This is a genomic window from Oceanospirillum sp. (assembly GCF_982874595.1).
In genome coordinates, this window is record NZ_CEYNZH010000048.1 from 1 (window position 1) to 12467 (window position 12467).

Below are 12467 nucleotides of genomic sequence, written 5' to 3' on the forward strand. Positions count from 1 at the left end.
CCGCTCAGGGCCAGCCCGCCGATGAGCAGGGCCTGCGTCCAGTGCCAGAGCCGCGATCTCTTTGTGGACTGCCGCGCCTTCGGTGCCGGGGTTAAAGAAAGGGCTGTTTTCGTTGCCTTCGTGACGGATCAGAATCACCGGAATCGATTTCTCGTTGGCGGTTTTGATCGCCTGCTTCATCTTTTCCAGTACCACCTCCGTGTTCCAGAGTGGGTACTTACCCTCCGGGAAGTAATCGTTCTGCGGGTCAATCACCAAAAGTGCCTGTTCAGACATATCGTTCTCCTCGCTATCGTTAACGTGATCAGTGCGGTTACTGATGTGATAGGTGCAGTTTAAATGGCAGGTTAAGCCCTGATTAGTGTCTGAATTGACAAATTTAAGGTTAAATATGACATTGTACCCTTCAGCCAATCTTAGCTGCTGCCCTGCTGAATATTAGGAGTCATCGTGATATCCGTTGCCATTATTGTTTACCCTGACAGTCTCAAGTCCGCCGTTTATGGGCTGGAGGAGATGTTTATTCTGGCCAATCGTGTTGCTGGTGAGTTGGGGCAGGCGGTTTGTTTTGAACCTCAGTTGATCACTTTTGAGGATCAGGGATTTAGTGTCAGTGACGCGTTACTTACAAAAAAGTATCCGGTGGTGATTCTGCCGCCGGGGCAGCGGAGTGAGTTTTATCGTGAACCGCCCCCAGCGCTGACCGACTGGATCAGGCAGCAGGCCGATGCCGAGAGCCTGATCTGCTCGGCATGTGCCGGTAGTTTTATTCTTGCCGCCACAGGACTGTTGGACGGTAAGCGAGCCACCACTCACTGGGCATTTGAGCCGCTTTTTCGCAGGCAGTATCCGGAGGTGCAGCTCGATCTGGATCAGATTCTGGTGGATGAGGGGCGGGTGCTGACCGCTGGGGGCATGATGTCATGGCTGGATCTTGGCTTTGAGGTGATCTCCCGTTTTACCGATCCCGGTGTTGTCCCCATGCTGGGTAAATATCTGGTGGTGGATACCGGTCAGAGGGCACAAAGTTTCTATCGGCGCTTCCGACCGGATCTGAGCCACGGGGATGAGGTGATTGCGAATGCCCAGAAACAGATCGAATCCCTGTTTCCGGCGCTGCCTTCCGTCGCGGCGTTAGCGGGATGGGTGCATCTGGGGGAGCGCACCTTTTTGCGCCGCTTTGAAAAAGCCACCGGACACAAACCGAAAAGCTATCTGCAGCGTTACGCCATTCAGAAAGCCTGTGATCTGCTGGAAGAGAGTCGTGTTCCCTTTGAAACCATCGCCCGGGAGGTTGGTTACGAGGATGCCGGAGCCTGCCGTAAACTCTTCGTGCGTATTATGGGGCTGACACCGGGGGAGTTCCGGCAGCGATTTCGGGAGTAGTTTTATCGACTCCGTGGAATATCCCATCGGCAGGGATAAAAAAAGCGCACTAAATGGGTGCGCTTTTTTAGACCTGAACGAGAAAAGAAGGGTTAACTTTCTATGCTCTGACTTTCTATGTTCTAACTTTCCAGGCTGTTCAGGTGGCTCAGGAAGAGGGTAAAGATCTCGGACTGAGTAGAGGTATTCAGACGGCCGTGAATGTTCTTACGGTGGACCTTCACCGTACCAACACTAATGCTGAGAATATCTGCTATCGCCTTGGAAGAGTGGCCCTGCAGGATCAGTCCCAGAATCTCCTGCTCACGCTGGGTCAGCACACCGCTGGCAAAGGTTTTCAGCGCCTGTTTGATCGGGCCTTCTGATTTCTCATACTTCACAAATTCGCCGGATTGCGCCTGCCAGAACTGTTGTACCAGGGCTTCAATCACTGGGAAGATACTCTTCAGGCGGTTCAGCTCGGCACGGGTGATGGTGCCCAGTGCGGTTTTTCGGCCCAGAGCGATGGCACAGGTGGTGTGCTGGCTGAGAGGAATGGTCAGATTGACCTCATCCACCAGATCAAACTTACGATAGCAGGATTGGTAATACTCGGTCTGATCAAAGGAGTCAGGGGCAATATCCACCAGACGGGAGACGTTGGCCCCCATACCGTCACTGATGCTGTTGAACAGGGGATCAAGAATGTAGGCTTTTTCGATATAAGCTTTCAGTGTCGGGCTATGCTCTGCCGGGTCTTTAGGATGCAGAATAATGGGTTTGAAGGATTTTTTATAAGTCACCACCAGGATGGTGTCGAAATTACAGTGATGACTCAGCACCTCTTCCAGTACCGGCATAAAACTGGGTACTTTGATGTGGTTGATTAACGAGGCAATATCCCTTGCGCAGGGTGTGCTGATAAGCTCCGGATGATTTTTGGTTTGCATGGGAGATGTCGCTCCGGTGGCAGCAGTGGGTAATGTGGGGGCGGACTGTATTTGGCTGTCAGGCGTTGTCGCTGAGAGAAACCTGCTTCTGATTATCCGGTTTGGTTGGATTAATTGCATGGTTTTATTGTTGTTTTATGGGTTTGGATTTGGGTTTGGGTGTTACCGATTCAGATCGTTTTTATGGTTTTAAGCTGTGTTTGGCGTTAGCCAGCGGGTTGTGCGTCCGTTGATTGAGATCAGAAATCAGGCCGCCCCTTTGGGCGGCCTGATTCATTGGGTTACAGCTGGCTTAGGGATTCCAGTGTCAGATCCAGACACAGTTTTGCCTTTTCACACAGCTCATCAACTTCAGCATGAGTGATCACCAGTGGCGGTGACATCACCATACGGCTGCCAACGGCACGGATGATCAGGCCGTTGTTGAAGCAGTGCTCACGACAGATATAACCAACATCAATATCAGACGGGAACAGCTCTTTAGTCGCCTTGTCTTTCACCAGGGCAAAACCTGCGATCAGACCCACACCGTTGATGTGGCCGACCAGAGGATGATCTTCCAGGGTCTCACGGAGTTTGTTCTGCAGATATGGGCCAATATCGTTAGCGACATACTCAACGATGTTCTCTTTCTTCATCAGTTCGATGTTAGCCAGAGCAACCGCTGCTGCTGCCGGATGACCGGAGTAGGTGAAGCCATGGTTAAAGTCTTCACCCATCTCGTCCAGAGCCTTGGCCACACGATCACCCACTGCAACTGCAGAGATCGGCAGATAACCGGAAGACAGGCCTTTCGCCATAGAGATCAGATCCGGTTTGATATCCAGTGTCTGGCTACCGAACCAGCTGCCGGTACGACCAAAGCCACAGATCACCTCATCAGCAACCAGCAGAATGTCGTACTTCTTACAGATCTTCTGAATCTCTGACCAGTAGTTTGCCGGAGCCATGATAACGCCGCCCGCGCCCTGAATCGGTTCACCGATAAAGGCAGCGACATTGTCGGGGCCAACCTTAAGAATACGTTCTTCCAGTGCTTTAGCGCAGGCCAGACCGAACTCCTCTTCGGTCATATCTTCGCCTTCACCGTACCAGTATGGCTGGCGGATATGTTCAATGCCGCCCACCATAGGAATGCCCTGTTTGTGCATACCGCTCATACCGCCAAGGCTGGCGCCACCGAGCGTACTACCGTGGTAGCCATTTTCACGGCCAATCAGAATGTTTTTGTAAGGCTTGCCCTGAGTCGCCCAGTAGGTGCGCACCATACGGATGATGGTATCAATTGCCTCTGAACCTGAGTTGGCAAAGAAGATACGGTTCAGATCACCCGGGGTCACTTCTGCAATCGCCTGAGCCAGTTTAGCCGCCGGCAGGTGTGTCGTCTGGAAGAAGGTGTTGTAAAACGGCAGAGTTTTCATCTGCTCGTAAGCAGCGTCGATCAGTTCCTGACGACCATAACCCATATTCACACACCAAAGGCCGGCCATGCCGTCCAGAATCTTCTGGCCTTCGCTGTCCCACAGGTAAACACCTTCAGCCTTAGTGATAACGCGGGCGCCTTTTTTGTTCAGAGCACCGGTATCGGTAAATGGGTGCAGGTGGTGTTTCGCGTCCAGTGCCTGCCACTCTAGGGTGTTGTTGTTTTCAGCAGCCATTTGCTAATCCTCTGGTTGTTGCGCTGAAACCGAATCCGACGGTAGCGGCCGGTTCTGTTTATCTGAGCTTTCGAACTTACGAATAAGCTAGCGCGATCATGTTTGAGTCAGTGAATACTGATTACCAAAGCATATTTTGTGATCAGTTTTCGGTTTTAAGCCGAAGGTGACTTAATAAGCTTGGATGTATTTTGTGATCACAAAAAAGAAAAGTCAAATAATCTGGGTGCGTTTTTTGATCACAAAATAAGGATTTCTTGTTAACTGTATGATTTTGTTAAGTAAAAATATGGAGTGAAATTTGAAGGTTTGTGATGTCAGGGATGGTTTGTTGAGTTTTCGGGCGGATTTTCCCTTAAGTTCTTTTCTTTAATGTGATCACAAAATGGTTTTATTGGGTTATCTCGGTTGATCCGTTCGGGTGTTAAAGAAATACGAGAATCTAGGCAAGTGTGAGATGATGACGTAAGCGTTTTTCTAACATTATGATTTATATGGGTTTTTATTGATTAAGAGGACGGCCAAAAGGTTGTGCTAAGGAGCATCAAGCCGTACCTGTGTGGTCGGCTTGATGCGGTTCAGTTGGCCTGATCAGGAGGCCACGGGCACAAAGAGCATTATTAAGACATGCCTTATTAAAGGGCGCTTGTACCGGCCTGTTCAATAAAGTTGTAGAGCAGTTCCGGTGTGCCGGCAAAAGCAAAACCTTCCCGGATGTCGGAGGCGATCGCCATCTGCAGGGCCAGAGCATCTTTTTTTGTGATGGCTTCAAGGGCTTCGTTGTGGCGGTCAATGGTGTAGTGCTCTTTAAGGCGGGAGTTAGCCAGCTTCATAAAAGGGCCCAGTTGCAGCCATAAACTCTCAATCAAAGGCAGGGTAACCTGGTGAGGGTTTGCTGTGTAAAGGCAGCGGTGGAAGCGTTGATTACGAATCGTGATCTGTTCCAGATCGCCTTTATCCTGGGCTTCGTCGATCTCTTTATCCAGTGCGATCAGCTCTGCCAGCTTGTCATTATCGATGTAAGGCAGGGCGCGTCCGGCAGCGTGGGATTCCAGATTAATACGGGCTTCGCAGAGTTCGCTGAATTTCATTGCGGTCATCTTAGGCACGATGACGCGTCGGTTGCCCTGAATTTCCAGTGCGTTTTCCGCTGCCAGCTGGCGCAGGGCTTCGCGGATCGGCATAGGGCTGACATCCAGTATGCTGGCCAGTTCCCGGATGGTCAGCGCACGGCCAGGCAGTATCTGGCCGTTCATGACAGCGTTACGTAAAGTGCTATATACCCACTGGGTGATAGTTACAGCGTCGTCGCGCTTGGTTAATGTAATTTGTATCGGTGATTTTTTGTCCATTATTTGGTCGCCTGATCCCGTTTTGTTCATGACTCTGTTTGTTGTTGTTTGGATAGAGCTGATTGATTGCGTTGTCATTTTAAGTTTCAGTTTGGACATTTTTCCTGCATTTGTCCCGCAGATTCAAAAGCGCTTTAAGTCTCTGTTTTAAAAGGGCAACAATGTCACAAAAATGGTGCAATCCCGGGTTTGTGATCACCAAATTGGTGCAGGAAAAAATCTTTAATCGGATTGATTGACCGGGTTATTTATTTGTGATCATATCATTAACTCGAAATGTGATCACAAATAAATAATGTTTACCTGATACGGGTCACACTGCCTTAACGAATAGGCTGGTATCAGGGGGTAGCTAAGCTGAGTTTATTTAAGTCGGATGACCTTCAGGGCGTGGTGGGCCCATCACCGGCAGCGTTTCGAAAAAGTTTTATAAGAGAGATAAAAAAATGTCCGTAAATTTTAATGGCGATAACAAACGCCTTGATAGCTCAAGTACTGAAAACAACGAATTCGATCTGTTTATTACTGATCTTAACGGCAACCTGCGCGGTAAGCGCATGCCGGGTAATGCGTTGAAAAAGGTTTTTAAAGAAGGCGTCAAGCTGCCGCGCTCTGTCATCGGTTTTGATAACTGGGGTGATGACGTTCTGGAAAATGGCCTGGTTTTTGAAACCGGTGACAGTGACGGTGTTTGTATGCCGGTTCACCCGTCACCTATTAATGTTCCTTGGGCGGATGATGCCCGCAGCCAGATTCTGGCCATGATGTTTGATGCCGATGGTCAGCCATTTGATGCGGACCCCCGCCAGATTCTGCTGAGTATTGTTGAGCGCTTTGCCAAGATGGGACTGACGCCTGTTATGGCGACTGAGCTTGAATTTTATCTGCTGGATGGTGCTTCAGAAGAGAATCGTATTCCTGAGCCTCCGGTTCTGGCTGAAGGTCATGGTCGTCGTCTCTATGAGACAGACTGCTACTCCATCGAAGAGATGGACGGCCTGTCCTCCTTCTTTGCTGAAGTGCGCAGCGCCTGCGAAGAGCAGGGTATTCCGGCAGACACCATTATTTCTGAATTAGGCCCCGGCCAGTTTGAAATTAACCTGATGCACGTCGCTGATCCGGCTCTGGCTGGTGACCACGCCACCCTGTTTAAGCGTCTGGTAAAAGGTGTGGCCCGCAAGCACGGTTACGGTGCGACCTTTATGGCTAAGCCTTATGCCGATAAAAGCGGTAACGGCTTCCATGTGCATTTCAGCCTGATCGATCAGGATGGTAATAACGTGTTTAACGATGGCACTGATGAAGGTTCTGAGCTGCTGCGTCACGCCATTGCCGGTCTGATGGAGACCATGGCGGACAGCATGTTGGTTTTTGCTCCACACCTGAACTCCTACCGTCGTTTTGCCGCGGGTGCCCACGCGCCAACGTTTGCCAGCTGGGGTTACGAGAACCGTACCGTTGCGCTGCGTGTACCGGAAAGTGAGCCGGTTGCCCGTCGTATTGAGCACCGTGTATCCGGTGCAGATGCGAACCCATACCTGGTGCTGGCTTCTGTTCTGGCCGGTGCCCTTTACGGCATTGAAAACAAACTGCAGCCACCTTCTGCCATTGAAGGTGATGCTTATGCCGAAGCGGAAGAGCGTGATCTGCCTCGCCTGCCAACCCGTTGGGATGATGCCACTGAAGCACTGAAAGAGAGTGAAGTGCTGAAAGAGTATATGGGTGAATCTTTTGTTCGGGTTTACTCTGCGGCTAAAGAGCAGGAGCAGCGCAAGATTCAGAGCCGTATTTCCGATGTGGAGTATGAGGCATACCTGTAACCGGTTATGTCGGTTGCCAGGCTGTTAGCGAATTAAATCGTCTGGTCATGTCTGTTGATGCGGGCTGCGGCGAATGGATTCAGACGGAGAGGCTGACTAGGCCTCTTCACTGGAAAACTTAGGAAAAAGAATGAATTAACCCACAATCCACACTAGAAAAATAATGCACGACACCTTGATCGGACGTGCCTTCAGAGGAACTGAACATGACAATAAAAAAAGCCCTTACCCTGTCCGTATGCTCTGCGCTTCTTGCCGGTAACGCAGTTGCCAGCGACAAAGTGCTGAACATCTATAACTGGTCCGACTATATCGAGCCGGAAGCGATCACCCGATTCGAAAAAGAAACGGGTATCAAGGTTAACTACGATGTTTATGACAGCAATGAGGTTCTGGAAGCCAAGTTGATGGCAGGTGGTTCCGGTTATGACCTGGTAATTCCTACGGGTGCTTTCCTGGAGCGTCAGCTGCAGGCGGGTATCTACCAGAAAATCGACAAATCCAAGCTGAGCAATCTGGGTAATCTGGATACAGCTCTGGCTGAGAAAGTTTCCAAGCATGACGAAGGTAACCTGCACAACATACCTTACGCTTGGGGAACCATTGGTCTGGGTTATAACGTTGATGCGGTAAAAGCCCGTCTGGGTGATATGGAGTTCGATACGCTGGATCTGATCTTCGATCCGGAAGTTACCGCCAAACTGAAAGATTGCGGTATCGGTGTGCTGGACTCGCCTGCTGAGGTGATGTCTATCGCGCTGAACTACGCGGGTCTTGATCCGAACTCTGAAAGCAAGAAAGACCTGAAAAAAGGGGCTGAAGTGCTGGAAAAAGTTCGTGGCGACTACAAGTATTTCCACTCCGGTAAATACATTTCAGATCTGGCTAATGGCGATATCTGCGTCGCGCTGGGCTACAACGGCGACATTCTGCAGGCCCAGGGCCGCGCTGAAGAGGCCGGTCAGGGTGTCAACATCGGTTACGCTATCCCGAAAGAGGGTACGCTGATCTGGTTCGACCTGATGGCGATTCCTTCTGATGCACCGCATCCGGATGCTGCACACCAATTTATTGATTATGTTCTGAAAGCGGAAACGGCTGCTGGTATTTCTAACTACGTTTACTACGCCGTTGCTAACAAGGCAGCTGAGCCTCTGTTGAACGAAGATGTGATCTCCAATCCTGGAATCTATCCTTCTGACGCTGTTAAAGCCAAGCTGTTTGCCCAGAAAGCACACACTGCAAGATTTGACCGTCTGTTAACCCGTACCTGGGTCAATATCAAAACAGGCCGGTAAAGGTCAGAGGCCCTCTGCCTAAGGGCGGAGGGCCTTGAACAATAACAATACTAAAAGAGTCGAGTGTTTTATGACTTCTCCGCAACATATAGATCCTAGCCAAATCAGTGAACAAGCCGCTACCAAGGTATCCAGCTGGAAAACGGATGCTAAGCCCTTTGTTCAGATCGAAAACATTACAAAAAAATTCGACGATTTTACCGCGGTAGACAACATCTCGCTGGATATCTACAAGAATGAACTCTTCTGCCTTCTGGGTGGCTCTGGCTCCGGCAAGAGTACGTTGCTGCGTATGTTGGCGGGTTTTGAAGCGCCGACCAGTGGCCGCATCCTGATCGACGGTGTCGACATGGCAGGTATTCAGCCGTGGAACCGCCCGGTTAATATGATGTTTCAGTCTTATGCACTCTTCCCTCACCTTACCGTTGCAGAGAACATCGCTTTCGGTCTGAAGCGTGAAGGTATTCGTGGTGCTGAAGTTAAAAAACGCGTTGCCGAAATGCTGGAGCTGGTTCAGCTGGGGCATCTGGGCAAGCGCAAACCGAATCAACTGTCCGGTGGTCAGCGTCAGCGTGTGGCGTTAGCCCGCTCTCTGATCAAGCGCCCTAAACTGTTACTACTTGATGAGCCACTGGGCGCTCTGGACAAAAAGCTGCGTGAAGAAACGCAGTTCGAACTGATCAATATTCAGGATGAGCTGGGTGTCACCTTTGTGGTGGTAACCCACGATCAGGAAGAGGCGATGACCCTGGCCTCCCGCATCGGTGTGATGAATCACGGTGTTATCGTACAAACCGATGAGCCTCAGGATGTTTACGAATACCCGAACAGCCGTTTTGTGGCGCAATTTATCGGCTCGGTGAACCTGTTCGAAGGTCAGGTAACCGTTGATGAGCCGGATACAGTGTGTGTGACCTCGGCGGAAGCCGGTGCTGAACTTTGTGTGAATCACGGCATCAGTTGCGCGCCAAATCAGGAAGTTCACGTGGCGGTACGCCCTGAGAAGATTCGCGTCAGTGAAATCCGCCCGGATCAGGCGTACAACTGTCTGGAAGGTACCATTCTGGATATCGCTTACATGGGCAGCCTGTCAGTCTTTAAAGTGAAACTGGCCAGCGGCAAAGAGGTCCGTGTCACCCAGCCCAATACCAACCGTGAATCCGGTGGCCGCTTTACCTGGGACGACAAAGTCTTTCTGTCGTGGGATATGGACAGCTGCGTGGTGTTAACGTCATGAGTACTTCCAAGATTGCGTGGATCAATGATTCCTACGGGAAGATGACGAAGTACAACTTCTTCAGCCGGGTGAACTGGGGCCGCTTCTCGGTGGTCTCTGTACCGTATCTCTGGTTGGCAATCTTCTTCTTCATCCCGTTTGTTGTGGTGTTCAAAATCTCTCTGTCTGAGGCGGCCATTGCGGTTCCGCCTTATACACCGATTCTGGACTGGAACCTTGAAGAAGCTTACGTCACGTTAAAGCTCAGTCTGAGCAATTATCTGTTCCTGTTTGAAGATGACTTCTACCTCAGCGCCTATCTGAGTTCGATTAAGGTAGCAGCCATCTCAACATTTTTTACTCTGCTGGTGGCATTTCCGATCGCCTACCTCATGGCCCGTAGCGAAGGTTCAACCCGAGCTTTGCTGTTGGCGTTGGTGATTCTGCCGTTCTGGACCTCTTTCCTGCTGCGTGTATACGCCTGGATGGGGCTGCTGAAAAAGAACGGTCTGATCAATGAAACCCTGATGAGTATGGGGCTGATCGATCAGCCACTGGTGATGATGCAGACCGACTTCGCCGTTTATATCGGTATCGTTTATACCTACCTGCCTTTCATGGTGCTGCCGCTGTACAGCGCTCTGGAAAAAATGGATATGACCCTGCTGGAAGCGGCAGAAGATCTGGGCGCACGTCCTTATCAGAGTTTCTTCCTGATTACGTTACCCATGGCGATGCCGGGTGTGATTGCGGGCTGTCTGCTGGTATTTATCCCAGCGGTGGGTGAGTTTGTGATTCCGGCTCTGTTGGGCGGTTCCGATACCCTGATGATTGGCCGCGTACTCTGGGACGAGTTCTTCCTGAACCGTGACTGGCCAATGGCATCTGCCGTAGCCGTTGTAATGCTGATTATTCTGGTGTTGCCGATCATGCTGATCCGTAACAGTCAGGGCAAAGAGGGGGCCGTATAATGAAGCGCCGTTCACTATTTCTGAATACAAGTGCGGGTCTGGGCTTTCTCTTTCTGTACGCTCCGATTATCGCCCTGATCGTTTACAGCTTTAACGCCTCCAAACTGGTAACGGTTTGGGGGGGCTGGTCCCTGAAATGGTATGCCGAGCTGTTCAACAACGATCAGATTATCGATGCAGCACTGCTCAGCTTTAAGATCGCCTTTATCACCGCCTGTCTGGCGGTGGTACTGGGCACCATGGCGGGCTTTGTCCTGAGTCGTTTCGGGCCGTTCCGCGGCAAGATGATTCTGTCAGGCTGGATCTCAGCACCTCTGGTGATGCCGGAAGTGATCACAGGTCTGTCGCTGCTCCTGCTGTTTGTGGCGATGGAAGCGGCCTTTGGTTGGCCGGCAGGTCGTGGCACGGGCACCATTATTATTGCTCATACCACCTTCTGTATGGCGTATGTGGCGGTGATCGTGCAGGCTCGTTTGTCCTCAATGGATGAGTCTCTGGAAGAAGCGGCGATGGATCTGGGTGCTAAGCCATCTTCACTGTTCTTCCTGGTGACCCTGCCGCTGATCTCGCCGGCGATTATCTCCGGTTGGTTGCTGTCGTTTACCCTGTCATTGGACGACCTGGTGATCGCCAGCTTCGTTTCCGGTCCGGGTAACAGTACTCTGCCGATGGTGATCTTCTCCAAAGTACGCTTAGGGGTAACACCAGAGGTGAACGCACTGGCAACCCTGATGATTCTGGTGGTCGCGCTGGGTGTGATCGGTGCCATGTACCAGATGCGCCGTCAGGCACGTTTATTGGCTCAGCCGGATAACTGATAGCGGTTTCTGCCGGATAATCGATGGCGGTTTCTGTGATTTAACGAAGAGTCGTGCTGCCGGATCGGGCTGAACTGATCCGGCAGACAAGACTTTTTTCATCATTAAATTTTCGTATTACTTTTTTATCAGACATTCCCGGTTCTGATCATAGATACCCGGCGGATGGTAGCGTTTTAACGCTTCTTATTAGAGTTAAAACTCTTTTGCTGTGTTTTATGACATTAAACAGCGCAACAGGTGCTTAAAATGAAAATTGGTATTTTGGCGACCGGTATTACGCCAGATGAGTTAATCAACGATTATGGTTCCTACGCGGACATGTTTGTTCAGCTGTTTCAGCAGTCCGGACATCACTTTGAATATCAGGTTTATGATGTGCGTGATGGTCATTTCCCCGGTAGCGCAACCGAGTGTGACGGCTGGATCATTACCGGCTCTAAATTTAATGTTTACCAGAACCTACCCTGGATGCAGCAGCTGAAAGAGTTGGTGCTGGAGATTCACCGTACAGAGCGTCCTTTAGTGGGTATCTGCTTTGGCCATCAGATTGTGGCCGATGCCTTTGGCGGACGGGTTGATAAGTACCCGGGCGGTTGGGGCGTGGGCTTGCACAGCTATGAATTAAAGCCAGCGTTTGATTTCCTCAAGGGTGCACCATCATCCTTCTGCATCAGCGCGATGCATCAGGATCAGGTGCTGACCAAGCCGGATAATGCGGAAGTGTTTGCAACGTCTGATTTCTGCAGCTATGCCGGTCTGGTGTATGACGACCGTATTATGACCTTCCAGGCGCATCCTGAGTTTAATATCAGCTATGAAAATCAGCTGATCGCGCTGCGTCGTGGGGATGTGATTCCTGATCAGACGGCTGAACTGGGCCTGGCAACGGTTAATGAAAAAGACGCCGAGACGGATTCTGTGATGGTTGCTCACTGGATGGCTGATTTTCTGACTCAGCGTGCTCCTAAGGCCTGATCAAGGACAGGTTATGTAGCCGGACTGCAACGGCTGCATAA

General features: G+C 50.7%; 11 protein-coding genes. 7 read left to right on the forward strand and 4 right to left on the reverse strand.

Translation table 11 applies throughout. The annotated features are described in order from the left end of the window. Positions 1-276: isochorismatase family protein (locus tag AC4GL5_RS15020; protein WP_490383612.1), on the reverse strand; the 276-nt coding region annotated here is incomplete at its 3' end. 174 nt (positions 277-450) lie between these two features. Between AC4GL5_RS15020 and AC4GL5_RS15025 the strand changes: the two genes are divergently transcribed. Then, positions 451-1386 carry a GlxA family transcriptional regulator gene (locus AC4GL5_RS15025; RefSeq protein ID WP_490383613.1) on the forward strand — a complete coding sequence of 312 codons (936 nt, stop codon included), beginning with the start codon at positions 451-453 and terminating at the stop codon, positions 1384-1386. Positions 1387-1508: 122 nt separating this feature from the next. Here AC4GL5_RS15025 and AC4GL5_RS15030 read toward each other — a convergent pair whose 3' ends face one another. The 3 genes from AC4GL5_RS15030 to AC4GL5_RS15040 form a co-directional block, all read right to left on the reverse strand. Next, positions 1509-2315 (reverse strand): LuxR C-terminal-related transcriptional regulator, encoded by an 807-nt coding sequence (locus tag AC4GL5_RS15030; RefSeq protein ID WP_490383614.1) that lies wholly within the window; start codon positions 2313-2315, stop codon positions 1509-1511. A gap of 281 nt (positions 2316-2596) precedes the next feature. Beyond that, positions 2597-3973 (reverse strand): aspartate aminotransferase family protein, encoded by a 1377-nt coding sequence (locus AC4GL5_RS15035; RefSeq protein WP_490383615.1) that lies wholly within the window; start codon positions 3971-3973, stop codon positions 2597-2599. Between the two features lie 635 nt (positions 3974-4608). Further along, positions 4609-5325 (reverse strand): GntR family transcriptional regulator, encoded by a 717-nt coding sequence (locus tag AC4GL5_RS15040; protein ID WP_490383616.1) that lies wholly within the window; start codon positions 5323-5325, stop codon positions 4609-4611. A 446-nt stretch (positions 5326-5771) separates the two neighbouring features. Between AC4GL5_RS15040 and AC4GL5_RS15045 the strand changes: the two genes are divergently transcribed. The 6 genes from AC4GL5_RS15045 (at position 5772) to AC4GL5_RS15070 (ending at position 12426) form a co-directional block, all read left to right on the forward strand. Next, entirely contained in the window at positions 5772-7145 is a 1374-nt protein-coding gene (locus AC4GL5_RS15045) for a glutamine synthetase family protein (RefSeq protein WP_490383617.1), read from the forward strand. Between the two features lie 206 nt (positions 7146-7351). Continuing rightward, positions 7352-8443 carry a polyamine ABC transporter substrate-binding protein gene (locus tag AC4GL5_RS15050; protein WP_490383618.1) on the forward strand — a complete coding sequence of 364 codons (1092 nt, stop codon included), beginning with the start codon at positions 7352-7354 and terminating at the stop codon, positions 8441-8443. 70 nt (positions 8444-8513) lie between these two features. Further along, entirely contained in the window at positions 8514-9680 is a 1167-nt protein-coding gene (locus AC4GL5_RS15055; RefSeq protein WP_490383619.1) for an ABC transporter ATP-binding protein, read from the forward strand. Continuing rightward, entirely contained in the window at positions 9677-10630 is a 954-nt protein-coding gene (locus AC4GL5_RS15060; protein WP_490383620.1) for an ABC transporter permease subunit, read from the forward strand. The genes AC4GL5_RS15055 and AC4GL5_RS15060 overlap by 4 nt, the downstream gene beginning before the upstream one ends. Then, positions 10630-11448 carry an ABC transporter permease subunit gene (locus tag AC4GL5_RS15065; protein ID WP_490383621.1) on the forward strand — a complete coding sequence of 273 codons (819 nt, stop codon included), beginning with the start codon at positions 10630-10632 and terminating at the stop codon, positions 11446-11448. Before AC4GL5_RS15060 ends, AC4GL5_RS15065 begins: the two co-directional genes overlap by 1 nt. Before the next feature lie 249 nt (positions 11449-11697). Then, positions 11698-12426 carry a glutamine amidotransferase-related protein gene (locus tag AC4GL5_RS15070; protein ID WP_490383622.1) on the forward strand — a complete coding sequence of 243 codons (729 nt, stop codon included), beginning with the start codon at positions 11698-11700 and terminating at the stop codon, positions 12424-12426. Positions 12427-12467 lie beyond the last annotated feature (41 nt).

Coding starts and splice junctions, on each gene's coding strand:
- AC4GL5_RS15040 (WP_490383616.1), bottom strand. CDS start 5,325: ATGGACAAAAAATCACCGATACAAATTACATTAACCAAGCGCGACGAC.
- AC4GL5_RS15045 (WP_490383617.1), top strand. CDS start 5,772: ATGTCCGTAAATTTTAATGGCGATAACAAACGCCTTGATAGCTCAAGT.
- AC4GL5_RS15035 (WP_490383615.1), bottom strand. CDS start 3,973: ATGGCTGCTGAAAACAACAACACCCTAGAGTGGCAGGCACTGGACGCG.
- AC4GL5_RS15060 (WP_490383620.1), top strand. CDS start 9,677: ATGAGTACTTCCAAGATTGCGTGGATCAATGATTCCTACGGGAAGATG.
- AC4GL5_RS15065 (WP_490383621.1), top strand. CDS start 10,630: ATGAAGCGCCGTTCACTATTTCTGAATACAAGTGCGGGTCTGGGCTTT.
- AC4GL5_RS15070 (WP_490383622.1), top strand. CDS start 11,698: ATGAAAATTGGTATTTTGGCGACCGGTATTACGCCAGATGAGTTAATC.
- AC4GL5_RS15055 (WP_490383619.1), top strand. CDS start 8,514: ATGACTTCTCCGCAACATATAGATCCTAGCCAAATCAGTGAACAAGCC.
- AC4GL5_RS15050 (WP_490383618.1), top strand. CDS start 7,352: ATGACAATAAAAAAAGCCCTTACCCTGTCCGTATGCTCTGCGCTTCTT.
- AC4GL5_RS15030 (WP_490383614.1), bottom strand. CDS start 2,315: ATGCAAACCAAAAATCATCCGGAGCTTATCAGCACACCCTGCGCAAGG.